The 23,424-nt window shown below is 65.8% G+C and carries 22 protein-coding genes, 1 tRNA gene and 1 riboswitch; of the genes, 2 read left to right on the top strand and 21 right to left on the bottom strand.

All coding sequences use genetic code 11. The features are described 5' to 3' along the window. Window positions 1-24: 24 nt before the first annotated feature. From N792_RS02660 to moaA, 13 genes are all read right to left on the bottom strand, one after another. Window positions 25-933 carry a peptidylprolyl isomerase gene (locus N792_RS02660; protein WP_036192557.1) on the bottom strand — a complete coding sequence of 303 codons (909 nt, stop codon included), beginning with the start codon at window positions 931-933 and terminating at the stop codon, window positions 25-27. Next, window positions 933-1,643 (bottom strand): respiratory nitrate reductase subunit gamma, encoded by a 711-nt coding sequence (gene narI, locus N792_RS02665; RefSeq protein ID WP_036192558.1) that lies wholly within the window; start codon window positions 1,641-1,643, stop codon window positions 933-935. The genes N792_RS02660 and narI overlap by 1 nt, the downstream gene beginning before the upstream one ends. Beyond that, window positions 1,640-2,323 carry a nitrate reductase molybdenum cofactor assembly chaperone gene (gene narJ, locus N792_RS02670; protein ID WP_036192559.1) on the bottom strand — a complete coding sequence of 228 codons (684 nt, stop codon included), beginning with the start codon at window positions 2,321-2,323 and terminating at the stop codon, window positions 1,640-1,642. Before narJ ends, narI begins: the two co-directional genes overlap by 4 nt. Further along, entirely contained in the window at window positions 2,320-3,864 is a 1,545-nt protein-coding gene (gene narH, locus N792_RS02675) for a nitrate reductase subunit beta (RefSeq protein WP_036192560.1), read from the bottom strand. Before narH ends, narJ begins: the two co-directional genes overlap by 4 nt. Next, a complete protein-coding gene (locus N792_RS02680; protein ID WP_036192561.1) occupies window positions 3,864-7,607 on the bottom strand; it encodes a nitrate reductase subunit alpha in 3,744 nt (1,247 codons plus the stop codon). The genes narH and N792_RS02680 overlap by 1 nt, the downstream gene beginning before the upstream one ends. A gap of 61 nt (window positions 7,608-7,668) precedes the next feature. Beyond that, complete coding sequence (locus tag N792_RS02685; protein ID WP_052103346.1) at window positions 7,669-9,075, bottom strand: NarK family nitrate/nitrite MFS transporter; 1,407 nt, start codon at window positions 9,073-9,075, stop codon at window positions 7,669-7,671. A 160-nt stretch (window positions 9,076-9,235) separates the two neighbouring features. Next, window positions 9,236-9,610, bottom strand: coding sequence for a hypothetical protein (locus N792_RS02690; protein ID WP_036192563.1), 375 nt, complete (start codon window positions 9,608-9,610; stop codon window positions 9,236-9,238). Continuing rightward, complete coding sequence (gene mobA, locus N792_RS02695; RefSeq protein ID WP_036192889.1) at window positions 9,607-10,176, bottom strand: molybdenum cofactor guanylyltransferase; 570 nt, start codon at window positions 10,174-10,176, stop codon at window positions 9,607-9,609. The genes N792_RS02690 and mobA overlap by 4 nt, the downstream gene beginning before the upstream one ends. Window positions 10,177-10,178: 2 nt before the next feature. After that, on the bottom strand, window positions 10,179-10,643 hold the full coding sequence (locus N792_RS02700; RefSeq protein WP_036192890.1) for a molybdenum cofactor biosynthesis protein MoaE: 465 nt from the start codon (window positions 10,641-10,643) through the stop codon (window positions 10,179-10,181). A gap of 2 nt (window positions 10,644-10,645) precedes the next feature. Then, window positions 10,646-10,906: a MoaD/ThiS family protein gene (locus tag N792_RS02705; RefSeq protein ID WP_036192564.1), complete on the bottom strand. Its 261-nt coding sequence runs from the start codon at window positions 10,904-10,906 to the stop codon at window positions 10,646-10,648. A gap of 16 nt (window positions 10,907-10,922) precedes the next feature. Then, window positions 10,923-12,203, bottom strand: coding sequence for a molybdopterin molybdotransferase MoeA (locus tag N792_RS02710; protein WP_036192565.1), 1,281 nt, complete (start codon window positions 12,201-12,203; stop codon window positions 10,923-10,925). Continuing rightward, the gene (moaCB, locus tag N792_RS02715; RefSeq protein ID WP_156969273.1) at window positions 12,200-13,201 is read right to left on the bottom strand and encodes a bifunctional molybdenum cofactor biosynthesis protein MoaC/MoaB; all 1,002 of its coding nucleotides are present in this window, start codon (window positions 13,199-13,201) and stop codon (window positions 12,200-12,202) included. Before moaCB ends, N792_RS02710 begins: the two co-directional genes overlap by 4 nt. 2 nt (window positions 13,202-13,203) lie before the next feature. Next, window positions 13,204-14,184 carry a GTP 3',8-cyclase MoaA gene (gene moaA, locus N792_RS02720; protein ID WP_036192567.1) on the bottom strand — a complete coding sequence of 327 codons (981 nt, stop codon included), beginning with the start codon at window positions 14,182-14,184 and terminating at the stop codon, window positions 13,204-13,206. Further along, window positions 14,173-14,307, bottom strand: a riboswitch (molybdenum cofactor riboswitch). It overlaps the preceding gene by 12 nt. Window positions 14,308-14,440: 133 nt before the next feature. Between moaA and N792_RS02725 the strand changes: the two genes are divergently transcribed. Further along, a complete protein-coding gene (locus tag N792_RS02725) occupies window positions 14,441-14,845 on the top strand; it encodes a hypothetical protein (RefSeq protein ID WP_036192568.1) in 405 nt (134 codons plus the stop codon). Window positions 14,846-14,896: 51 nt separating this feature from the next. On the opposite strand, the gene N792_RS02730 is transcribed toward N792_RS02725, so the two are convergent. After that, on the bottom strand, window positions 14,897-15,154 hold the full coding sequence (locus N792_RS02730) for a hypothetical protein (RefSeq protein WP_232219990.1): 258 nt from the start codon (window positions 15,152-15,154) through the stop codon (window positions 14,897-14,899). Window positions 15,155-15,322: 168 nt separating this feature from the next. Between N792_RS02730 and N792_RS02735 the strand changes: the two genes are divergently transcribed. After that, window positions 15,323-16,111: a cytochrome C assembly family protein gene (locus N792_RS02735; RefSeq protein WP_036192570.1), complete on the top strand. Its 789-nt coding sequence runs from the start codon at window positions 15,323-15,325 to the stop codon at window positions 16,109-16,111. 71 nt (window positions 16,112-16,182) lie between these two features. Here the strand turns inward: N792_RS02735 and radA are convergent, their stop codons facing one another. The 7 genes from radA to ispH all read right to left on the bottom strand — a co-directional run bounded on the left by radA (window position 16,183) and on the right by ispH (window position 23,423). Beyond that, on the bottom strand, window positions 16,183-17,601 hold the full coding sequence (gene radA / locus N792_RS02740; RefSeq protein ID WP_036192571.1) for a DNA repair protein RadA: 1,419 nt from the start codon (window positions 17,599-17,601) through the stop codon (window positions 16,183-16,185). Between the two features lie 225 nt (window positions 17,602-17,826). Next, entirely contained in the window at window positions 17,827-18,834 is a 1,008-nt protein-coding gene (locus tag N792_RS02745) for an NAD-dependent epimerase (protein WP_036192572.1), read from the bottom strand. A gap of 249 nt (window positions 18,835-19,083) precedes the next feature. Next, entirely contained in the window at window positions 19,084-20,286 is a 1,203-nt protein-coding gene (locus N792_RS02750; RefSeq protein ID WP_425478840.1) for a type II toxin-antitoxin system HipA family toxin, read from the bottom strand. A gap of 50 nt (window positions 20,287-20,336) precedes the next feature. Then, a complete protein-coding gene (locus N792_RS02755; protein ID WP_052103349.1) occupies window positions 20,337-20,699 on the bottom strand; it encodes a helix-turn-helix transcriptional regulator in 363 nt (120 codons plus the stop codon). Window positions 20,700-20,757: 58 nt separating this feature from the next. Then, window positions 20,758-22,044, bottom strand: coding sequence for a Vi polysaccharide biosynthesis UDP-N-acetylglucosamine C-6 dehydrogenase TviB (tviB, locus tag N792_RS02760; RefSeq protein WP_036192574.1), 1,287 nt, complete (start codon window positions 22,042-22,044; stop codon window positions 20,758-20,760). Between the two features lie 316 nt (window positions 22,045-22,360). Next, a tRNA-Thr gene (locus N792_RS02765) sits at window positions 22,361-22,436 on the bottom strand. 36 nt (window positions 22,437-22,472) lie between these two features. Next, complete coding sequence (ispH, locus tag N792_RS02770) at window positions 22,473-23,423, bottom strand: 4-hydroxy-3-methylbut-2-enyl diphosphate reductase (RefSeq protein ID WP_036192575.1); 951 nt, start codon at window positions 23,421-23,423, stop codon at window positions 22,473-22,475. Window position 23,424 lies beyond the last annotated feature (1 nt).

Below are 23,424 nucleotides of genomic sequence, written 5' to 3' on the forward strand. Positions count from 1 at the left end.
GCTTGGGATCACGACCGCGCGGCCTCAGGCCGCCAGCGCCTCGATGGCGTCCAGGCCACGCACCTCGTAGCGCTCCTGCAGTTCCACCAGGTAATGCTGGAGTTCACGCTGCCGGACCTGGAGTTCGAGGTAGTCGGAAATCCGCTCGCGGACCTGGTCGAACGCCAGCGGCTCGCCGGCTTCAATCCCGTCCACGCTGACCACGTGATAGCCCCAGCGCGACTCCACCGGGAACGCGGCCAGACCGACCCGCAGGCGGAAGACCTGGCGATCAAACTCCGGCGTGCTCTGGCCGCGTTCCAGCCAGCCCAGCTCGCCCGCCTGCTCCTTCGACGGACAGTCGGAGTGACGCATCGCGAAATCGGCAAACAGCACCGGATCGGCCTGCAATTCGGCAATCAGCCGCTCGCCCTCGCTGCGCGCATTGAAGCGGCCGGTGATGTCGTCGGCCGGCGCGCCGAGCAGGATGTGCCGCACCCGGATGCGGTCCGGGCTGTGGAAGCGCTCGCGGTTCTGCTCGTAGTAGCGCAGGCAGTCGTCTTCGGACGGAACCCGGTCCTCGATCTCGCGTTCCAGCAGCACGCGGATCTGCGCCTCTTCCGCGGATTCGCGGCCGACCGGCTCGGCCTCGGCCGCCAGCCCGAGTCGCTCGACCTCACGTCGCAGCAATTCGCGCACCACCAGCGCACGGGCGGCGTCGGCACGTGAGTGCTCCGGCGTGATCGCGCGATGGTGCTGCATTTCCTGGGCGATCTCGGCCTCGCTGATCGGCGCATCGCCGACGAACAGGTAGCATGGCGCGGGTTGGCCGAGGCTGCGTGGGCCTTCGCCCGCCTCGTCGTGTCGATGGCCGTCGGCATCGGCGGAAACCGGATTCTGCGAATCGATGACGGTGATCGGCAAGATGCGGGACGGCAGTCCGTTCCGGCTCATCACTTGCTCCTCGGGCCGTAGCGCCACGCCGCCTGGCGACGGCGCACCACTTGATAGGGCCGCCACAGGTAGCTCACCGGAATGCTCCACACATGCACCAGCCGGGTGAACGGTGCGACCAGGAACAGGGTCATGCCGAGGAAGATGTGCGCCTTGTAGACCCAGTGCACGTTGGCGACGAAATCGGCGGCGCCGGCGCGGAAGGTGACGATGTGCTGCGCCCATTCGCCCAGCGCGACCATCACGCTGCCGTCCAGGTGTTGGGTCGAGATGGCGATGCTGACCAGGCCCAGCACCAGTTGCGCGAACAGCAGCATCAGGATCACCGCATCGCCACGGGTACCGGTGGCACGCACGCGCGGATTGAACAGCCGGCGCACCAGCAGGATGACGATGCCGACGAAACACATGGCGCCGAACACGCCGCCCACCACCATCGCCAGCAACTGCTTCTGCGGTGCGGTGACAAATACCTCGTACACCGCATGCGGTGTCAGCAGGCCGACCAGATGGCCAGCGAGAATCGCCAGGATGCCGACATGGAACAGGTTGCTGCCCAGCCGCATGCCGCGATCCGACAGCATCTGGCTGGAGCCGGTACGCCAGGTGTAGGCGGCCCGGTCAAACCGCGCCCAACTGCCGATGAAGAACACCGCCAGTGCGATGTAGGGATAGATCTGGAACGCGAACTGGTTGATGTGATCACTCATGGTTGCACCTGTGCGGCAGCTTTGGGACGACCGGCGGGTCGACTGGTGGGCGGGCAATCCTCGCCGGGGGCTTCGGCGCCGAAACGCACCGCCTCTTCCTCCCACAGACGATCCATGACCTCCGGCGTGTCATCGCGCGGCTCTTCGCTGGCACGCTTGCGGAACACGCCCAGATCGAGCTTTCCGTCGGCGTATTCCACCAGCAGTTCGAACAGCAGCGCGTACGGGCTTTCGCGCTCGGCGGCGCGGGCCGCGAGCAGGCCGACGATGTTGCTGACGTGCTGCAGCCAATCACGCGCTTCGGCTTCCGGCCGGTGGCCCAGGTACTCCAGCAACAGCGGCAGGTAGTCCGGAAGCTCCTTGGCGGCCAGCTCGAAGCCGTTCTTGCGATAGGCCTCGATCAGGTCGACCATCGCCTGGCCGCGATCGCGCGACTCGCCGTGGATGTGCTCGAACAGCAACAGGCTCATCGAGCGGCCACGGTCGAACAGGCGCAGCCAGCGGTCCTGTGCGGTCAACGGATCGGTATCGAGCAGCCCGCGGACGAAGTCGGCCAATGCGCGCCGACGTGCCGGCGACAGCGCAGGATCGTTGGCCGCTTCCAGCAACTCCTCGCGGTGTTGCCACAACGCGTCCTGCGGGTAGTCCATCAGCACGCCCACCAGTTTGAGCAGGCTCATGACGTCACCTCCTGGTCTTCCTGCCGGTTGGGATGCACCACGTAACGGGTCGTCTTGCGCGCACCGAACAGGTCCGCCGGGCTGTCGCCGTTGCAGCCGTCACCGAAGGTGAACCCGCAACCGCCACGTTCGCCGAAGGCATCGTCGGCGTACTCGCGGTGGGCTGACGGAATCACGAATCGGTCCTCGTAGTCGGCGATGGCCAGATAGCGGTACATCTCCTCAGCCTGGGCCGCGGTCAGTCCGGCCTGCTGCAGTACCGCCAGGTCCTCGATGCCATCGACGTTCTTGGCCCGGCGCCAGGCACGCATCGCCATGAGCCGCTCCAGCGCACGCACCACCGGCGCCTCGTCGCCGGCAGTCAGCAGGTTGGCCAGGTAGCGCACCGGAATGCGCAGCGAGGCGATGTCGGGCAATTCGCCGTTCATGCCGATGCGGCCGCGCTCGGCGGCGGACTGGATCGGCGACAACGGCGGCACGTACCAGACCATCGGCAGCGTGCGGTATTCCGGGTGCAGCGGCAGCGCGAGCTTCCAGTCGATCGCCATCTTGTAGACCGGCGAGCCCTTGGCCGCCTCCAGCCAGCTGTCCGTGATGCCTTCCTTGCGCGCGGCGGCGATCACTTGCGGGTCGAACGGGTCCAGGAAGATGTCCAGGTGTGCCTGGTACAGGTCCTTTTCCGCCGGTACCGACGCCGCTTCCTCGATACGGTCGGCGTCGTACAGCATCACGCCCAGATAGCGGATGCGGCCGACGCAGGTTTCCGAGCACACCGTCGGCTCGCCCATCTCGATACGCGGGTAGCAAAAGGTGCACTTCTCGGATTTACCGCTCTTCCAGTTGTAGTAGATCTTCTTGTACGGACACGCCGACACGCACATGCGCCAGCCGCGGCACTTGTCCTGGTCGATCAGCACGATGCCGTCTTCCTCGCGCTTGTAGATCGCGCCCGACGGGCACGCCGAGACGCAGGCCGGGTTGAGGCAGTGCTCGCACAGGCGGGGCAGGTACATCATGAAAGTCTTTTCGAAGGCGCCGTAGATCTCCTTCTGGATGCCGTCGAAGTTGCGATCTTTAGCCCGCTTGGCGAACTCGGTGCCCAGGATCTCCTCCCAGTTCGGACCCCATTCGATCTTCTGCATGCGCTGGCCGGTGATCAGCGAGCGCGGCCGTGCGGTTGGCTGGTGCTTCACTTCCGGCGCGTTGTGCAGGTGCTGGTAGTCGAAGTCGAACGGCTCGTAGTAGTCGTCGATCTGCGGCAGGTCGGGGTTGGCGAAAATCTTCGACAGCATCCGCCAGCGGCCACCGGCGCGCGGCACCAGCTTTCCAGCGCGGGTACGCACCCAACCGCCGTTCCACTTGTCCTGGTTTTCCCAGTCTTTCGGGTAGCCGATACCGGGCTTGGTCTCGACGTTGTTGAACCAGGCGTACTCGACGCCCTCGCGCGAGGTCCAGACGTTCTTGCAGGTGATCGAGCAGGTATGGCACCCGATGCACTTGTCCAGGTTCAGCACCATCGCAATCTGTGCGCGGACCTTCATCACACCACCTCCTTCGCGGAAGCCGGCACGGCTTCGCCGTCCAGCCAGTCGACCTTTTTCATCTTGCGCACGATCACGAACTCGTCCCGGTTGGTGCCGGTGGTGCCGTAGTAGTTGAAGCCGTAGCTCAGCTGCGCGTAGCCGCCGATCATGTGGGTGGGCTTGACCACCGTGCGGGTCACCGAGTTGTGGATGCCGCCGCGGGTACCGGTGATCTCCGAGCCGGGCACGTTGATGATGCGTTCCTGCGCGTGGTACATCATCGCCATCCCGTTCATCACCCGCTGGCTGACCACCGCACGCGCGGCGATCGCACCGTTGACGTTGAACAGCTCGATCCAGTCGTTGTCCTCGATGCCGGCCGAGCGCGCGTCGTCCTCGCTCAGCCACACGATCGGGCCGCCGCGCGACAGGGTCTGCATCAGCAGGTTGTCGCTGTAGGTGCTGTGGATGCCCCACTTCTGGTGCGGGGTGATCCAGTTCAGCACGATCTCCTTGTTGCCATTGCCGCGCTGGTTCAACAGCGGTTCGACGGTGCGGGTATCCACCGGCGGGCGGTAACTCATGAAGCCCTCGCCGAACGCCACCATCCATTCGTGGTCCTGGTAGAACTGCTGGCGGCCGGTCAGGGTGCGCCACGGAATCAGCTCGTGGACGTTGGTGTAGCAGGCGTTGTAGCTGACGTGCTCGTCTTCCAGCCCGGACCAGATCGGCGAGGAGATGATCTTGCGCGGCTGCGCCTGGATGTCGCGGAAGCGGATCGCCTCGTGCTCCTTGCCCCTGGCCAGATGGGTGTGGTCGCGGCCGGTGAACGTGCCCAGCGACTCCCAGGCCTTGACCGCCACGTGACCGTTGGTTTCCGGCGCCAGATGCAAAATAACCTCGCAGGCATCGATGGCGCTTTCGATCTGCGGACGGCCCTTGCTGACGCCCTCATCGAGCACCTGGTGGTTGAGCTGGCCGAGGAACTCGACCTCGTCCCTGGTATCCCAGCTCAGCCCCTTGCCGCCGTTGCCCTGGCTGTCCAGCAGCGGGCCGAGCGAGGTGAACTTCTTGTAGAGGTTGGGGTAATCGCGCTCGACCACCGTGATCGAGGGCATGGTCTTGCCGGGGACCGGCGCACACTCGCCCTTCTTCCAGTCCTGCACGCCAAACGGCATCGCCAGCGAGTTGGGCGTGTCGTGCAGGGTCGGCACCAGCACCACGTCCTTCTCGACGCCAAGCACGCCGGGCGCCATGTCGCTGACCGTGCGCGCCACGCCCTTGAAGATGTCCCAGTCGCTTCGCGACTCCCAGGCTGGGTCCACCGCCTTCGACAGCGGGTGGATGAAGGGATGCATGTCGGAGGTGTTGAGGTCGTTCTTCTCGTACCAGGTCGCGGTCGGCAGCACCACGTCGGAATACAGCGCGGTGGTGCACATGCGGAAGTCGAGCGTGACCAGCAGGTCGAGCTTGCCTTCGGGGGCCTCGTCGCGCCAGACCACGTCCTCGGGCTTGATCGCGCCCACCTCGCCCAGGTCCTTGCCCTGCAGGCCGTGACGGGTGCCGAGGAAGTGCCGCAGCATGTACTCGTGGCCCTTGCCGGAGGAGCCCAGCAGGTTCGAGCGCCAGATGAACATCACCCGCGGAAAGTTCTGCGGCGCATCCGGATCGGCGTAGGCGAAGTCCATCGCCCCCGACTGCATCTGGTCGACCACATAGTCGGCTGGCGTCTGCCCGGCCTGCTCGGCCGCGGCGGCGACCTTCAACGGGTTGCGATCCAGTTGCGGCGCGCTCGGCAACCAGCCCATGCGCACCGCGCGCAGGTTCATATCGACCAGGCTGCCCGTGTACTTCTCCGGATCGGCCAGCGGCGACAGCAGCTCGCTCACCTGCAGCTTCTCGTAACGCCACTGATCGGACATGAAGTAGAAGAACGAGGTGCCATTCATCTGGCGCGGCGGCTTGCTCCAGTCCAGACCGAACGCCAGCGGCAGCCAGCCGGTCTGCGGTCGCAGCTTTTCCTGACCGACGTAGTGCGCCCAGCCCCCGCCGGTCTGGCCGATGCAGCCGCACATGATCAGCATGTTGATCAGGCCGCGGTAGTTCATGTCGTTGTGGAACCAGTGGTTCAGGCCGGCACCGACGATGATCATGCTGCGGCCGCGGGTCTTGTCGGCGGTGCGGGCGAACTCGCGCGCGATCTCGATCACCTCGGCGCGCGATACGCCGGTGATCTTCTCCTGCCAGGCCGGCGTGCCCGGTACGTCCTCGTCGAAGCTGGACGCGACGTTGCCGCCACCGAAGCCGCGGTCCACGCCGTACTGCGCCAGCAGCAGGTCGTAGACGGTCGCCACCGCCCACTGCTTACCGTCCGCAAGCTCCAGTCTGCGCACCGGGATGTTGCGCTCCAGGATCTCGTCGTGTTTCGACGCCGTCCATGCGTCGTGCTCGATACCGCCGAAGTACGGGAAGCTGACCGCCTCAATGCCCTCGTTGAAGTCCTTGAAGCTCAAACGCAGCCGCGTGTCACGGCCGGCGCTGTCCTTTTCCTCGACGTTCCACTTGCCCTTCTCGCCCCAGCGGAATCCGACCGATCCGCTCGGCACCGCCAGTGCACCGGTGTTCTCGTCGAACGCCAGCGTTTTCCACTCGGGATTGTTGGCCTCGCCCAGACCACCCAGGTCGCTGGCGCGCAGGAAGCGCTCCGGCACCAGCCGTCCGTCGGCACGCTTTTCCAGTCGCACCAGCAGCGGCATGTCGGAGTACTGGCGGCAGTAATCGGTGAAGTACTGCGAGGGGTTGTCGACGTGGAACTCTTTCAGGATCACGTGGCCGAACGCGAACGCCAGCGCCGCATCGGTGCCCTGCTTGGGATGCAGCCAGTGGTCGGTGAGCTTGGCGACCTCGGCGTAGTCGGGTGTGATCGCCACGGTCTTGGTGCCGTTGTAGCGGGCCTCGGTGAAGAAGTGCGCGTCCGGCGTGCGCGTCTGCGGGACGTTCGACCCCCAGGCGATGATGTAGCGACTGTTGTACCAGTCGGCCGACTCGGGCACGTCGGTCTGCTCACCCCACACCTGCGGCGATGCCGGCGGCAGGTCGCAGTACCAGTCGTAGAACGACAGGCAGGCGCCGCCCAGCAGGGACAGGTACCGCGAACCGGCAGCGTAGGAGACCATCGACATCGCCGGGATAGGCGAGAAACCGACCACCCGGTCAGGCCCGAATTCCTTGACTGTATGCAGGTTGGACGCGGCGATGATCTCGTTCGCCTCGTCCCAGTCCACCCGCGCGAAACCACCCATGCCGCGCTTGGTCTTGTAGGCCTTGGCCTTGACCGGATCGTTGACGATGCTGGCCCACGCATCCACCGGCTTCATGGTCTTGCGCGCCTCACGCCACATACGCAGCAACGCGCCGCGCACCAGCGGGTACTTCAGCCGGTTGGCGCTGTACAGGTACCAGGAGTAGCTGGCGCCACGTGGGCATCCGCGCGGCTCGTGGTTGGGCAGGTCCGGCCGGGTGCGCGGGTAGTCGGTCTGCTGGGTTTCCCAGGTGACCAGTCCGTTCTTGACGTAGATCTTCCAGCTGCACGAACCGGTGCAGTTCACGCCGTGGGTGGAGCGCACGATCTTGTCGTACTGCCAGCGCGAGCGGTAGCTGTTTTCCCAGCTGCGGTCCTCGCTGCGGGTCATCCCGTGGCCGTCGGAAAAAGTCTCCGTGCTGCGCTTGAAGAACTGCAGTCGATCAAGGAAGTAGCTCATGAAAAAACCTCTGGGTAGTCAATGACGTCGTCGTGTCGTGCAAACGGTGTCGTCCGGGCCATCAGCACGGCACTTCGGCCCCGCGTCGGGAGTACCACCACCAGGTGATCGCCAGACAGGTGGCATAAAAAGCAATGAATCCGTACAGCGCCATTTCGGGGCCGCCGGTCAATGCGATGGAGGAGCCGTAGCTCTTGGGAATGAAGAAGCCGCCGTACGCGCCGATCGCCGAGCTGAAGCCGATCACCGCCGCCGACTCGATGCCGGCCTGGCGCATCGCGGCGGCCTTGCCGGCGGCGTCGGCATTGGCGGACTCGCGTTCGCGCATGGTGCGGAAGATCACCGGAATCATCCGGAAGGTGGAGGCGTTGCCGATCCCGGTCAGCACGAACAGCGCCATGAAGCAGGCCAGGAAGCCGGTGAAGCTCCCCCCGCTGCCGTCCACAGGCAGGAAGTGCAGCACGCCGAACACGCCGGCGATCATCAGCGCGAACACCCAGAACGTCAGCACCGCACCACCGAGCCGATCCGCCAGCCAGCCGCCCGCCGAGCGCATCAACGCACCCACCAGCGGCCCGAGGAACGCGTAGGTCATCGGATTGACGTCGGGGAACTGGGTCTTGATCAGCATCGGGAAGCCGGCGGAGAAGCCGATGAACGAGCCGAACGTGCCGATATACAGCCAGCACATCAGCCAGTTGTGCTTGCGTTTGAAGATCACCGCCTGCTCGGCGAACGACGAGCGGGCCGCGCTCAGATCGTTCATTCCGAACCACGCCACCACGCTGCACAGCAGCAGGAACGGCACCCAGATGAAGCCGGCGTTCTGCAGGAACAGGGCCTCGCCCTGCGCGGTGATCTGCGGTCCGCCCGCGATCGCGCCGAACAGGCCGAAGGTGATCACCAGCGGGATCACGAACTGGGTTGCCGACACGCCCAGGTTGCCCAGGCCGGCATTCATGCCCAGCGCGAAACCCTGCCGGGCCTTGGGATAGAAGAACGAGATGTTGGACATCGAGGAGGCGAAGTTGCCGCCGCCAAAGCCGCACAGGATCGCGATCGCGACAAACTGCCAGTACGGCGTGGACACGTCCTGCACCGCGAACCCGAGCCACACCGCCGGAATCAGCAGCGAGGCGGTGGCGATCGCGGTCCAGCGGCGCCCGCCAAACAACGGCACCACGAACGAATAGAAGATCCGCAAGGTCGCGCCGGACAGTCCCGGCAGCGCCGTCAACCAGAACAGCTGGTCGGTGCTGAAGGTGAAGCCGACCAGCGGCAGGCTTACCGTCACCGCCGAGAACATCATCCACACCGCGAATGCCAGCAACAGCGCGGGAATGGAGATGGCGAGGTTGCGATTGGCGACGCGGTTGCCGGTACGTGCCCAGAAAGCGGCATCTTCTGGATGCCATTCGTGGATCACTGCGGCTTTTTTCTTGCTTGAGACATCCTGGGAAGGGTGCATGGAGCCATCTGGCGAACGGGAAATCCGTTGCGACACTCACTCGACCGCAGCGTTGTCACCGACAGGAGGAGATCGCGATGCCTACAGATTGGCCCAACGCAGCGCTCACGATTTGATCAGGATCAAATCCCGGTTTTTGCTTCCCCGTGCTTGACCCAGATCAAGTCGGACGCGTCGGATTTCCCGAGCGCCGGATCACGCCACGGGCGCGTACGCTGTCGCGCACGTCCACCTCGAAAGCCAGCGTCAAGCGCTGATCGCCCGCCTCCAGCGGCAACTCGAATGCCAGCCCCTCCCGGCAGGGCAGCGTATCGACGTAGGCCACCACCGCATCACGTGGCAGGACAAGTCGCCACACTCCCGGGGCCACGTCCAGCGTCGGGGCGGCCGATGCGTCCAGCTTGATGACAAGCTCGAACGCGGCACCCTGCGGCAAAACAGTACGACTGCCTGCCTGCCCTTCCGCCAGCAGCACGGCCAGCTCCGCCTCGTCGATGCGGAACCGGAGTGTCTGCGCCTGGACCTGCAGTTTCATTGATGCATCTCCTGCCATTGATCGGGGGTGTTGCAGTTGGCGAAGGCCTCGTCGCTCCCGGGAGCCGGCACCAGTTGGACACCATGCAGGCGCTCGTGCAGGGCGTGCAGCGAACCGCCCCTGCCCGGTTTCTGGTCATCCGCAGCGACATCCAACTCGGCCAGTACGGCGCGGGTCCGTCGATCCAGCAAAAGCCGCATCGGCAATACATACCCGGCGTAATGAGTGCAACGGGATTCTTCCGTGCCGGCCAATGTCGACAGCATCGTCGGCGTGAGTCGCGGCATGTCCACCGGCACCAGTACCAGCACACCATCCGGAAGCGTGGCCGCGATGCTGGCGATGCCGCCCATCGGTCCTTTGCCGGGTGCCCGGTCGGGTACGGCAAGTCCGCCATACGGTCCGCTGACGATCACCCGGGCCGCGCCGGCCTCGCGCAGCAATGCCTGCATGTGCTCCAGCAACGGACGGCCATGCCAGTCCAGCAGCGCCTTGTCGCGCCCCATCCGGGACGAGCGCCCTCCGGCGAGAACAACGCCGGTCCAACCAGCACGATCAACGGGCACGGTCAGCCGGCCGATCCATGCGACTCGCACAGTGAGCAACCTTCGCTCCACTGGCTGTCGCCATCGGCGTAGTGCTCCTGCTTCCATATCGGACTGGTGTGCTTGACCGCCTCGACCACCTGCCGGCACACGCGGAAGGCCTCGTCACGATGCGGGGTGCCGACGGCGACCACCATCGCCAGGTCTCCCACCCCCAGCCGACCCTTGGCGTGGCCGACGTGGATCCTGATTCCCGGTCCGAACTCCTCGTACGCCGCATCGACGATCCGACGAAATCCATTCAGCGCCAACGCATCGAACATGTCGTAGCTGACGCCGGTCACGACCCGGCCGTGGTTGAGGTCGCGCACCCGTCCGACAAACATCGCGAACCCGCCGAACCCCGGATCGGACACGAAGTCGAACGCAGCGGTGGGATCCAACCGGCCGTTGGCGATATCGACCACCACGCAGTCATGGAAGGACACGTTCAACCTCCGCTTACCGGTGGCAGCACCGCCATCTGGCCATCGGCCGGGAGCGCATCGGCTTCGCGCAGCACGTCGCTCTGGCTGGCGAATGCCGAGTACTTCAGCAGCGCCGAGCCGGCGGCCGGCCAATGCACCTGGGCGTGCTGCGTCAATGCCTCGCGCAACTCGGCCACGCGCGCGCCCTCGGGCAGCGTCAGTGCCACCCGGTCGCCGGGTTCGTGGCCGCGGAACGCACCAAACAGACTGACTTCAACTTTCATGCTTCGACCTTCATGCTCAAGCCTCTTCAGGCAACAGGATTTCATCGGGACCGGCGGATATCGACACGGCTTGCAGATGTCCCGGCCCATGCACATCCACCAGTTCGCCCGCCTGCAGGGACGCAACGTCCTCGTCCACCACCACCCAGGCGTTGGATGCCAGCATCGGCTGGATGCGGAACGACTCCTGCCCCTGCAGTACCCGGGCCTGCAAGCGGCCACCGGCATCGCAGTGCACTTGCCCCTTCAGGTGGAAACGCAGGCCGGCCTTCTTGCTGAAGTCCTGCGCCAGCGGCAACCGCAACGGGCGCTCCGGCGGCAGGCCGAGCATCTTGCGCAGGGCCGGCTCGACGAAGAAACGCAGGCCCACGGCGCTCGATACGGGATTCCCCGGCAGGCCGAAAAACAGCATTCCATCGACCAGGCGGGCAAACAGCAGCGGCCGGCCCGGACGGATCTTGACCTTGTGGAAACCGATCTCCGCGCCGATGACCCGCAGCGCGTCGGGGATGAAGTCATGCCGCCCCATCGACACCGCGCCGGTGCTGATCACCACCTCGGCGCCGGCCTGCCGCGCGGCAGCCAGTGCGGCGTGGAACGCCTGCGGCTCATCGTTGACCGTCTGCCGGTACACCAGCTCCGCACCAGCGGCGGCAAGGCGTGTGGCCAGAAACGGCCCGTTGCTGTTGCGGATCTGGCCGGACGCCAGCGGCTGTGCCGGGTCGTCCACCAGCTCGCGCCCGGTATTGATCAGGGCGACCCGCGGACGGCGGACCACGGCCACTTCCGATATCCCAAGCCCCGCCAGCAGCATCAGGTGCTGGGCTTGCATCAGCGTACCGGCCGCCATGATCGTGGCATCGCGCCGCACGTCCTCGCCGCGCTTTCGCACATGCCGGCCGGGCTCCACATCGACCGTCAGCTGGATACGCGACGGACGGCCGCCGGCATCGCGCTGCAGGATCTCGACCTGCTCCACCGGAACCACGGTATCCAGCCCGTCCGGCATCCGTGCGCCGGTCATGATTTCCCAGGCGCCACTGCCCGCGCGCTGATGGGCATCGCCGGCACTTTGCGAACCGGCAACCTCGAACGACGTGCCTGCAGCCAGCGTCTGACCGCCCGCGTGCAGGGCAAATCCATCCATCGCGGAGTTGTCGAACGGCGGCAGGTCTTCGTTGCTGGTGACCGGTCCGGCCGTTATCCGGCCGAGTGCATCCACGGTGCGGCACGGCTCAGCCGCCAGCGGCCGGGCGGCGTCGAGGATCACACCTAGCGCCTGCTGATAGCCGGTCATGCGTGGCCCTGCCCGTCGATCATCGCGAGCGCGTGGGCGAAAACCGGCGAGAGGATGTCCATCCCCTGCTTCGCGGCTCGGGGGCTGCCCGGCAACGCCACGACCAGCATCGAGCCGACCTGCACCACCTCCGCCCGGCTCAGCCAGGACAGCGGCGTGTGCTGACTGCTCAGGCTGCGGAACATCTCGGCCAGGCCAGGCACGGTCCGGTCGGCCACCGCATGCAGCGCCTCGGGCGTCAGGTCACGCGGCCCCAGACCGGTGCCGCCGGTGCACACGCAGAGGCGGATACCGGCATCGGCCAGCGCACGCAGACGCGTGGCGAGCGGATCGATGCCATCGGGCAGGATTTCCATCGCGTCGACGCTCGCGCCCAGGCGCTTCAAGCCTTCCAGCACCAGCGGCCCGGAACGGTCGGGGGCGGGATCGACACTGGCGCTGTCACTCAGGGTGATCACAGCGCAGGCAACGCCATCCAGCCGGGCCAGATCGCGCGGACGATAGAGCGCGCGCTCCTGCTCGCTCATGCCATCGGGATGCAGCCACAGGCCGCTCTTGCCGCCCTCCTTGAACAGCAGCCGCACGCCGCCGATTCCCAGCGCCGGCTCGACCGGCTTGCTCAGGTCGTACAAGGTCAGCAACGCCGCGCTCGCGCCCGCCAAAGCCTCCATCTCGACCCCGGTGCGGGCCTCGGTTGCGCATTCGCAGTACACCCGGATCGCCTGCCGCTCGGGAATCGCAACGCAGCGGATACGCACCAGTTCCAGCGGCAATGGATGGCACAACGGCATGAGCATCGAGGCGTGCTTGGCGCCCTGCAGCCCGGCCACCTCGGCCATCACCAGCGCGTCGCCCTTGGGCAACCGGCGCTCGACGATCAGCGGATAGGCCACGGGCCCGGCATACAGCTCGCCGATGGCCACCGCGCGGCGACGGGTGGAACGCTTGTCGCGGATATCGGCCATATGGAATGCGGCCTGGTCGGGTGTGTCCTGCATCGTCAACCTCCTATGGATGCCAGATGGGGCGTCAGGCCGGTCAGCCCCTCATGCAGGCCGTGACCGGCCGCCTTCAAACCCAGTTGGGTCGCGATGCGCGCCACCAACGCGTCATGGTCGCCGTCGTCCTGCAGCAAGGGTCGCAGCGCGATCCCGAAATCGCCGAACAGGCACAGCCGCAGGTCGCCGCGGGCGGTGACCCGCAGGCGGTTGCAGCCGGCGCAGAAGTCCTTCGAATACGGCGCGATGATGCCGATGCGGCCGCGATAGTCCGGATGGGCATACTCGCGCGCCGGCCCGGCATCGGCGGCCCGGGGGCGCAATTGCCAGCCTCCTTCGATCAGCCGGTCTTCCACCTCGTCGGCGCGGTAGTGGTGGCGCTCGAAGTACTCGCGGTTTTCGCCGGTCCGCATCAATTCGATGAAGCGGATCGCCAGGTCGCGGTCGCGCAGGTACTCCAGCCACGCAGGCATCTCGTCGTCGTTCAGACCACGCAGCAGCACCGCGTTCAACTTCACCGACTCGAAGCCCAGGCCCAGCGCCTGATCCACACCTTCGGTCACCTCGGCAAAACGGTCATGCCCGGTGATCCGCTGGAAACGCTCCGGATCAAGCGAGTCCAGGCTGACGTTGAGCGCGGTCAGTCCGGCAGCGCGCCAGACACCGACGTGGCGGGGCAACAGGCAGCCATTGGTGGTCAGCGCGATCCGGGCGACACCCGGAATCGCCGCCACCGCCGCGATGATCTCCGGCAAGTCTTTGCGCAGGCTCGGCTCGCCACCGGTCAGGCGGATCTTGCTCATGCCCAGGGCCGCGAACGCGCGCACCAGCCGCACGATCTCGTCCATGACAAGGAACTGCGGTCGACCGTCCGCCTGGTATCCGTCGGGCAGGCAGTAGCTGCAACGGTAGTTGCAGGCCTCCGTCAGCGACAGGCGCAGGTAGGGGAACGTCCGCCCATGACGGTCGACGAGGTTTTTCATGTGACTCCTTTCCAAATACGGGAGACCGGTGCGTTTCCAGACCGGCCCGGTGGTCACGAAGACCACGGCCGCGCTGCCATATCCACCGGACACAGGCGACGCGGCTGGGAGTTGCGCGGGACGTATCGACCCGCTTGCCGCAGGCAGCATAACGTTGGTGATTTGACCGCCGCTTGATCGTCGTCAAGTCCTGTCGCCCGGCTCGCGGGACGCCCGTGATAGCTTCACTTCCCTCCCACGCCGCGCCCGGGGCCCCATGAGTCTGCTCAGCTTCCAGGATCTGCTTGACGCTTCCCACCGACAGCCCGAACCGCAGCGCCTGCTGATGGTGTTCGCCCGGGTCGAGTTGCCCGAGGCGGCCACCGACGCTCAACGCGAACGCTTCGAGGCCAGCGAAGGCGGCACCATTTCACCGGTCACCTGCGTCGACAAGGCACCATCGGAAATCGCTTCCTTCCAGGCGCTGGCCGAAGAGTCGGCCGCGACCGGGCAGGACTGGGACATCGTGTTCGTCGCCAGTCTGGGCGGACATGCCGGGGTTGCCCCGGGCACCCACGAGGCCACCCAGCCGCTGCAGTTCATGGTCAATGCGATCAACAACGGGCGGGTCAGCGATTTCGCCGCATTCGACCGGGCGGGCGAACCGCTGCGGTTCGGCTGACATTCGCCGGACACTCGCGCAGTGAGCCCACGCGCGTGAGACGGAACTGGCTCAACGCAGCAGTTGCAGTTCCAGAAAAAACACCAACAGCACGGTATTGATCGCCCACACCACGGTCAACGCGCGTGCCAGCACGCCGTATCGGGGATCCTTGGCGTTGGGTGCCGCCCGCCAGACGGCAAACACAATCCACGCGGTATAGGCCAGCAGAAACAGCAACAGGCCGCGCACCGCACCGACCATACCGCCCTGCTGCATCATCAGCAGGATCGCAGCCCACAGCAGGTTGCTGGGAATGACCCCGTACATCCAGAAGACCTTCCACAACGAAGAGCGTCCGGCGGAATGGATGAGACTCGAACTTTGCATGGCCCTGCACTCACCGTGGTGTCGCCGGAAGAATAGCAGGACGTTTACCAACGACCACTGCCATGACATGGCGGCATCGCCGGCGCGGCGATATGCGACACTTCCGCGATGACAATCGTTCTCATCAGCGTAGCGCTGTACCTGCTTGCCACCGGTCTGCTGGTGGCCAACGTCCGCCGCGACGAGACGCCGGGGCGAAACTGGTTGCTGCCGGCAATTGCCGCGGTCGCGCTGCACGCCTGCGCGCACCTGCTGGCCTGGCGCGGCGCGGGCGGTGCGGACATGCACTTCTTCGCCGCGCTGTCGCTGATCGCGCTCGGCATGGCGGGCCTGACCGTGATCGTCGGCGCGAAAGGCCGGATGGCGGCGCTGGGGGTGGTGGTGTTTCCGCTCGCCGCGATCACCCTGGTCGGCTATCACCTGCACGGGCACCTGCCGCCGGAGCCGCTCGACTGGCGGCTGCAACTGCACGCCTGGACCGCCCTGCTCGCCTACGCGACGCTGGCGATCGCCGCGCTGCTGGCGGTGATGCTGTGGCTGCAGGAGCGCGCCCTGCGCCGCCGGGAAGTCCACGGCTGGCTGCGTGCGCTGCCGCCGCTGGTCGAGCTGGAAACACTGCTGTTCCGCACCATCAAGGTCGGCTTCGTCCTGCTCTCGGCGACCCTGCTGACCGGCGTGCTGTTTGTGGACAATCTGCTGGCCCAGCACCTGGTCCACAAGACCGTGCTCAGCGTGCTGTCGTGGTTGACGTTCGGCGCGCTGCTGCTGGGGCGCTGGCGTTACGGCTGGCGCGGCGCCGTCGCGGTGCGCTGGACCCTGGCGGCGATGATCCTGCTGGTGCTTGGGTTCTTCGGCAGCAAGTTCGTCCTTGAGCTGGTGCTGAAAATCGCCCCCTGAAACCGCGTCTGAAAAGTGGGATCGCCCCGGTCTGCGGAACTTCTACGGCGCAATACATTCTTGCAGGACCGTCAGCCCGCGGCCTCCACCGCCTCCGACAACCGCTCCACCGCGATCACCTGCATGCCGCCGATCCTGCCGCTCTTGGGCGCATTGCCCTTGGGCACTATGGCGCGCTGGAAGCCGTGGGTCGCCGCCTCCTTCAGGCGGTCCTCGCCATTGGGCACGGGGCGGATCTCGCCGGACAGGCCGACCTCGCCAAACGCGATCGTCTGCTCACCGAGCGGCCGGTCACGCAGACTCGACAGCACCGCCAGCAGCACCGGCAGGTCCGCCGCGGTTTCCTGCACGCGGATGCCGCCGACGATGTTCACGAACACGTCCTGGTCGCCCACGCCGACGCCGGCATGCCGGTGCAGAACCGCCAGCAGCATCGCCAGCCGGTTGCCCTCCATGCCCACTGCAACCCGGCGCGGGTTCGACAGCGGCGAGGCATCCACCAGCGCCTGCACCTCGACCAGCAACGGCCGCGTACCCTCGCGGGTGACCATCACGCAACTGCCGGGCTGCGGGCTGTTGCTGCCGGACAGGAAGATCGCCGACGGGTTGGAGACCTCGCGCAGGCCCTTGTCGCCCATCGCGAACACGCCCAACTCGTTGACTGCGCCGAAGCGGTTCTTGAACGCCCGCAGCACCCGGAACCGGCTGCCCGATTCGCCCTCGAAATACAGCACCGCATCGACCATGTGCTCCAGCACGCGCGGGCCGGCGATGCCGCCCTCCTTGGTCACGTGGCCGACCAGGAACACCGCGGTGCCGGTCTCCTTGGCGTAGCGCACCAGGCGTGCGGCGCTCTCGCGGACCTGGCTGACCGAACCCGGCGCGGCGGTCAGCGATTCGGTCCACAGGGTCTGGATCGAGTCGGCGACGACCAGCCGCGGCTGCGTCTTGACGGCCTGTTCCAGGATCCGCTCGACCCCGGTCTCGGCCAGCGCGTTCACGCCCTCCAGCGACAAACCCAGCCGCGCACCACGCGCGGCGACCTGCGCCAGCGACTCCTCGCCGGTGACGTACAGCGCCGGCAGCGACGCCGCCATTTTCGATACCGCCTGCAACAGCAGGGTCGACTTGCCGATACCCGGATCCCCGCCGACCAGGACCACCGAGCCGGCCACCATGCCGCCGCCGAGCACCCGGTCCAGCTCGCCGATACCGGTCGACACCCGCGACTCGCCCGAATGGCTGACGTCTTTCAGCGCGGTGACCTTCGGCGGATCGACCTTGCCGGCCCAGCCGCTGCGACGCGCCGGTGCCGCCGCCTTCATCGACGCCGCCGACTCGATCACGAACTCGCTCAGCGTGTTCCACTCCCCGCAGTCGGCGCACTGCCCCTGCCACTTGTTGTGGTCGGACCCGCACTCGGAACAGACGTAGGCAACCTTCGCCTTCGCGGCTGGCTTGACAGAGGACTTGGCGGAAAACGTGGACATGCGCGGAGCTCGAATCTGAACCGATCGCCACTTTAGCCGCCCCCCGTCGCACCGCGCGAGACACCCCGATGGTGTATTACGCCTTCGGCTCACGCCCTACGACGACCCGGCACGTAGGGCGCGATAAGCGAAGCGCATTGCGCCGGAGAAGCAACGAACAACGCGCATTGCGCCATCGACCGCCCCGCCATCCCGGTGGTGTATTACGCCTTCGGCTAATACACCCTACGCGCCGTAATACTCCCGATACCACCGCACGAAGTTCGCCACGCCTTCTTCCACCGATACCTGCGGTCGGTAGTCGACGGCATGGACCAGCTCGGACACGTCGGCCTCGGTATCGGGCACGTCGCCGGCCTGCAGCGGCAACAACTCCATCTGCGCCTTGCGGCCGAGGCACTGTTCCAGCACTTCGATGTAGCGCAGCAGTTCCACCGTGCTTTCGTTGCCGATGTTGAACAGGCGGTACGGCGCGTTGCTGGTCGCCGGATCGGGCGCGGCGGCGTTCCAGCCGGGGTTGACCGCCGGCGGGTGGTCCAGCGAGCGGATCACGCCCTCCACGATGTCGTCGATGTAGGTGAAGCTGCGCTTGTGGTGGCCATGGTTGAACACCTTGATCGGCTCGCCCGCCAGGATCGCCTTGGTGAACAGGAACAGCGCCATGTCCGGCCGGCCCCACGGGCCGTAGACGGTGAAAAACCGCAGCCCCGTGCTCGGGATGCCGTAGAGGTGCGCGTAGCTGTGCGCCATCATCTCGTTGGCTTTCTTGGTCGCCGCGTACAGCGTCAGCGGGTGCTCGGTGGACTGGTGCTCGGAGAACGGCATCGTGGTGTTCGCGCCGTACACCGAACTCGTCGAGGCGAACACCAGATGCTCCACATCGTGATGCCGACAGCCTTCCAGAATGTGCAGAAAGCCGGTGACGTTGCTGCTCACATACACATGCGGGTTCTGCGCCGCGTAGCGCACACCCGCCTGCGCGGCCAGGTTGATCACGCGCTGCGGCTTGTGGGTCGCGAACGCCGCCTCGACCGCCTCGCGATCGGCCAGGTCGGCCTGGATGTGGGTATAGCGCGGGTGGTCGGCAAAGCGCGCCAGCCGCGCCTGCTTCAGCGTCACGTCGTAGTAATCGCTGAGGTTGTCGAAGCCGATGACCTCGTCGCCGCGTTCAAGCAGCTTGAGGGCGACGTGCGAGCCGATGAAGCCGGCGGTGCCGGTGACCAGAATTTTCAAGTTAATCCACTCATTAGTTGTTTGCCGTACCGTCAACCGGTCCTGGTGCGGCGAGGCTCTTCTTTTACAACGCTAACGCCACCAGCTTGTCGGCCAGGATTTTTCTCCCGGCCCTGCGACTGGACTATCGCGAGTCAACAGAAGATGTCAGGTAATGACACTATCTGTAGACCACATCAAGCTCCCGAACGCCCATCGACACACTCACGCGGCCGCATCTGTATTTGGCGTCGAAAATGATCGATGACATCATCTTTCCGGATCAATCACACCACGCATGACATCTACCTCATGCCCCCTCAGCCCAAGCGTCTCGGCGCGCTTTTCCCAACCACGCACCACCGCGCGGATCTGTTCGGCAATTTCATCGGCGACGCGTTTTCCCAGACGATAATAGTCGGCACTCGACAACAGCAGCGCCGTGTCCGGGCTCGTATCGGACTCATCGATCGCCAGCACATGGTCGTGCTTGTCGGGATTGGGATTGACATCAAAGGCCGGGGACAGTCGCCAGCCATTGCCCTGGCGAAGAAACCCATGGTTGCGCAGGTGATCGTCGCGGTTGCCAATGAGGATGTTGAACATCACGCGCCGAAACAGCTGTTCCAGATCTGCGGCAATCGTCGTTGACGCGCCTTCGCGCTCGATCACAAGCACCAGGTCGAGGTAGGAGAACCCTTCGCTTTCGGTAGCATCCAGCAGTGTCATTGCCGAGGCGTACGCGCGGCGCGATCCCGCCATGCGATCGAAGCGCGTCACCGCGTAGGTATGTCCACGGCCGGACAGTCGAAGCACCTTCGCCGGCGGCATCACGATCCCGGCATCCAGGGACAACTGGTATGCCAGCAGCTCCCAAAGGCCCACATTGCGCCGGTCCTCCGTGGACGGGAACTTGGCCAACCAGAGCGAGCCGTCCACGTCGCGAAAGCTCGCCTTGGGGCGTGCACCGCCCAAGGAAGCGCCCGGCGCTATCAGTTGCATGAGCCACTTGCGCATCAGCGCGGTGTCGGCCGGATCGCCGCGTTCCACCGCCTCGGCTGCTGCTTCGAGCTCGCGCAGGTCCGTGATGGGCGGAGAGCTCAAGCCGCGCGCATCGCGGTAGACCTGTTCCTCGTTGTCCCACAATCGCAACGCCCCCATGCGGGACTCGTCGTTCACACCGACCAGGTAATCCCATTCGCGCAGGTTGCGCACCCGGCGGTCCTGCTCCCGCGCCTCGATGGCCTCCCTCCGATCCATCAACAACTTGCCCCAACGGTCCGGAGAACAGTCGACAAAACTCCCACTCAGGCGATCGGCGCCGGCACGGGAATAGATCTGCCCGCCGGCGAGATAGAGCTGTGGATCCAGCTGGAAACCCGCGATGGGATCCTGCCCATCAAGCCACTGCGGCGAATACTCGAAGCTCACCGCTTCCCCGGTCTTGCTGGACGATCTGGTCAAGTGGCCCACCAATGCACGGCCGCCCAACGAGTCATCCTCCATCCACACCTCCAACCGGCTCACCGTTTGGCAACCCGGGGAGTGAGCGTCTGTTTCTCTGCCTGTGCCTGTGTCTGCGTCGACTTCGGCCTCGGCGGCTTGAGTTGGCTGTCCTGCAGGCTGCGGCCCAGCGAATCTTCCGCTGCCAGCAAATCCACGTCCTCGTTCAGACCCAGCACGGTCAACACCCGCAACACGGTCGCCAAGCTGGTCGACGGATCGCCACCTTCAAGTTTCCCAATCGTGGGGGTGCTTACGCCCACGCGTTCCGCGAGCTGTCCCTGGGTCATCGCGCGCCGTAAGCGCGCCGCGCGCAAGCGCTTACCCAACGCCACGACCTGGCGCCGAGCGTGCGGATGAGTTGGAGGAACCCGCTTGACCATATCAAATTAAATTACATTGACACGAGTCCCAATGCAAGTTAATTGCCCTTCCTACGCTTCAAAGCCGACCGTCCACGCTTTCGCGCGGCAGCACATATTTGACGTCGTAGATGACGGTTTCCGGTTTGCCGAACGCGCGGATGCCGGCGGCGCCGAGGGCGCGGAACTCGTCATGGCCCACCGCGACGACCACCGCGTCGTAGACACCCTGTCCCGGTCCGGAAATGGGCATCAACCCGTATTCGTGCTGCGCCTGGGCCGCGTCCACCCACGGATCGAACACGTCCACCTGTGCGCTGTAGTCCTGCAGCGCTGCGACGATGTCGACCACGCGGGTATTGCGCAGGTCCGGGCAGTTCTCCTTGAACGCCAGCCCCAGCAGCAGCACCCGCGCATGCACCGGGTTGATGCCCTTGCGGACCATCAGCTTGATCACCTGGTCGGCCACGTAGCCGCCCATGCCGTCGTTGGTGCGGCGGCCGGCCAGGATCACCTGCGGATGGTGGCCGACCTCCTGCGCCTTGTGGGTCAGGTAATAGGGGTCGACGCTGATGCAGTGGCCGCCGACCAGACCCGGGCGGAACGGCAGGAAGTTCCACTTGGTACCGGCGGCTTCCAGCACTTCCAGGGTGTCGATGCCGAGCTTGTTGAACAGGATCGCCAGGTCGTTGACCAGCGCGATGTTGAGGTCGCGCTGGGTGTTCTCGATCACCTTGGCGGCCTCGGCGACCTTGATGCTGCTGGCCTTGTGGGTACCGGCGGTGATGATGCTGGCGTACAGGCGGTCGACGAAGGTCGCGGTTTCGGGCGTGGAGCCGGACGTCACCTTGAGGATCGTGGTGACGCGGTGGGCCTTGTCGCCGGGGTTGATGCGCTCGGGGGAGTAGCCGCAGTAGAAACTCTGGTTGAACTTCAGCCCCGACACCCGCTCCAGGATCGGCACGCAGACTTCCTCGGTGCAGCCGGGGTAGACCGTGGACTCGTAGATGACGACGTCGCCATCGCGCAGCACGCTGCCGATCGCCTCGCTGGCCTTGATCAGCGGGCCCAGGTCCGGCCGCTTGGCTGAATCGATCGGCGTGGGCACGGTCACGATGTAGACGTTGCAGGCGGCGATATCGTCCAGCTGCGTCGTGAACCGCAGGCGCGTGGCCGAGGCCAGCAGCTCCGGTTCGACTTCCAGCGTGCTGTCGACACCGCCCGCCAAGGCAGCCACCCGCTCCGCGTTCAAGTCGAAACCGACCGTGTCGTACTGCTTGCCGAACTCCACCGCCAGCGGCAGGCCGACATAGCCCAGGCCCACGATGGCGATGTTCGCTGTGTCCAGCGCGAAGCGGTGCTGCATGGTGTGGTCCCCGTTGGCCGCATGCCGTGGCGCACATTGCGCCGCGATCGATTATGCGCGATCAAGCCGCTGCGCCGACGGCACCTTGCCGTTCTGCGAGCCTCAATCCGAAAACGACGTATCCGACCTCGGCCCGGCCATCATCCGGTTACCCGAGAGCGACGAAGGCCAGCGAGTCATTGGCTATGGACGGTCGGTCGAACCGGCGTGTAAAACCCGGGCAACAAAAAAACCCGCCGAGGCGGGCTTTGTGGATCCGGCAAGGCGAGAGCCTGCAGATCATTTTCCAGACGGTCGGGATGCCGCGGAAATCACGTGGTGCCGGAAATAGGAATCGAACCTACGACCTACGCATTACGAATGCGCCGCTCTACCAACTGAGCTATTCCGGCGAGGGGCTGAATTGTAGTGTTGGCAAGGGCTGCCGGTCAATCGACGGCGCGCTCGCGCAGCTCCTTCGGCAACGCGAACACCATGTTCTCCGGCTCACCCTTGAGGTCGACCAGGTTGCCGGCACCCAGCTCGCGCAGGCGGTCGATCACGCCGCGCACGAGGATTTCCGGGGCGGACGCGCCGGCGGTGATGCCGATCTGCTTGCGGCCCACGAGCCAGGCGGGGTCGATCTCGTCGGCGCCGTCGATCAGGTGGGCCTGGACGCCTTCGCGCTCGGCCAGCTCGCGCAGGCGATTGGAGTTGGAACTGTTGACCGAACCGACCACCAGCACCAGGTCGCAACGGCCGGCGAGCTCGCGCACGGCGTCCTGGCGATTCTGGGTGGCGTAGCAGATGTCGTCCTTCTTCGGCCCTTCGATGGCCGGGAAGCGCTCGCGCAGCGCGGCGATGATCGCGCGGGTGTCGTCCACCGACAGCGTGGTCTGGGTGGTGTAGGACACATGATCCGGCTGGTCGACCACCAGCGTTGCGGCGTCTTCCAGGTTCTCGACCAGGTAGATGCGGCCCTTGGCCTCGCCCGTCCGCCACTGGCCCATCGTGCCCTCGACTTCGGGGTGGCCGGCGTGGCCGATCAGCACCATGTCGCGACCGGCGCGGCACTCACGCGAGACTTCCAGGTGCACCTTGGTCACCAGCGGACAGGTCGCGTCGAACACTTTCAGGCCACGGCGATCGGCCTCCTCGCGCACCGCGCGGGAGACGCCGTGGGCGCTGAAGATCACGGTGGCGCCGTCGGGCACCTCATCGAGTTCCTCGACGAATACCGCGCCGCGCTGCTTGAGGTCGTCCACCACGAACTTGTTGTGCACGACTTCATGGCGCACATAGATCGGCGCGCCGAACAGTTCCAGCGAGCGGTTGACGATTTCGATCGCGCGGTCGACGCCGGCACAGAAACCACGGGGATTGGCAAGAATCAGGTCCATC

It is taken from the genome of Lysobacter concretionis Ko07 = DSM 16239, assembly GCF_000768345.1.
GTDB lineage: Bacteria > Pseudomonadota > Gammaproteobacteria > Xanthomonadales > Xanthomonadaceae > Novilysobacter > Novilysobacter concretionis.

Bases quoted from the DNA above. Each gene is read 5' to 3' on its own strand.
- N792_RS02660 (WP_036192557.1), bottom strand. From the start codon at position 933: ATGAGCCGGAACGGACTGCCGTCCCGCATCTTGCCGATCACCGTCATC.
- narI (WP_036192558.1), bottom strand. From the start codon at position 1,643: ATGAGTGATCACATCAACCAGTTCGCGTTCCAGATCTATCCCTACATC.
- narJ (WP_036192559.1), bottom strand. From the start codon at position 2,323: ATGAGCCTGCTCAAACTGGTGGGCGTGCTGATGGACTACCCGCAGGAC.
- narH (WP_036192560.1), bottom strand. From the start codon at position 3,864: ATGAAGGTCCGCGCACAGATTGCGATGGTGCTGAACCTGGACAAGTGC.
- N792_RS02680 (WP_036192561.1), bottom strand. From the start codon at position 7,607: ATGAGCTACTTCCTTGATCGACTGCAGTTCTTCAAGCGCAGCACGGAG.
- N792_RS02685 (WP_052103346.1), bottom strand. From the start codon at position 9,075: ATGCACCCTTCCCAGGATGTCTCAAGCAAGAAAAAAGCCGCAGTGATC.
- N792_RS02690 (WP_036192563.1), bottom strand. From the start codon at position 9,610: ATGAAACTGCAGGTCCAGGCGCAGACACTCCGGTTCCGCATCGACGAG.
- N792_RS02705 (WP_036192564.1), bottom strand. From the start codon at position 10,906: ATGAAAGTTGAAGTCAGTCTGTTTGGTGCGTTCCGCGGCCACGAACCC.
- N792_RS02710 (WP_036192565.1), bottom strand. From the start codon at position 12,203: ATGACCGGCTATCAGCAGGCGCTAGGTGTGATCCTCGACGCCGCCCGG.
- moaCB (WP_156969273.1), bottom strand. From the start codon at position 13,201: ATGCAGGACACACCCGACCAGGCCGCATTCCATATGGCCGATATCCGC.
- moaA (WP_036192567.1), bottom strand. From the start codon at position 14,184: ATGAAAAACCTCGTCGACCGTCATGGGCGGACGTTCCCCTACCTGCGC.
- N792_RS02725 (WP_036192568.1), top strand. From the start codon at position 14,441: ATGAGTCTGCTCAGCTTCCAGGATCTGCTTGACGCTTCCCACCGACAG.
- N792_RS02730 (WP_232219990.1), bottom strand. From the start codon at position 15,154: ATGTACGGGGTCATTCCCAGCAACCTGCTGTGGGCTGCGATCCTGCTG.
- N792_RS02735 (WP_036192570.1), top strand. From the start codon at position 15,323: ATGACAATCGTTCTCATCAGCGTAGCGCTGTACCTGCTTGCCACCGGT.
- radA (WP_036192571.1), bottom strand. From the start codon at position 17,601: ATGTCCACGTTTTCCGCCAAGTCCTCTGTCAAGCCAGCCGCGAAGGCG.
- N792_RS02755 (WP_052103349.1), bottom strand. From the start codon at position 20,699: ATGGTCAAGCGGGTTCCTCCAACTCATCCGCACGCTCGGCGCCAGGTC.
- tviB (WP_036192574.1), bottom strand. From the start codon at position 22,044: ATGCAGCACCGCTTCGCGCTGGACACAGCGAACATCGCCATCGTGGGC.
- ispH (WP_036192575.1), bottom strand. From the start codon at position 23,423: ATGGACCTGATTCTTGCCAATCCCCGTGGTTTCTGTGCCGGCGTCGAC.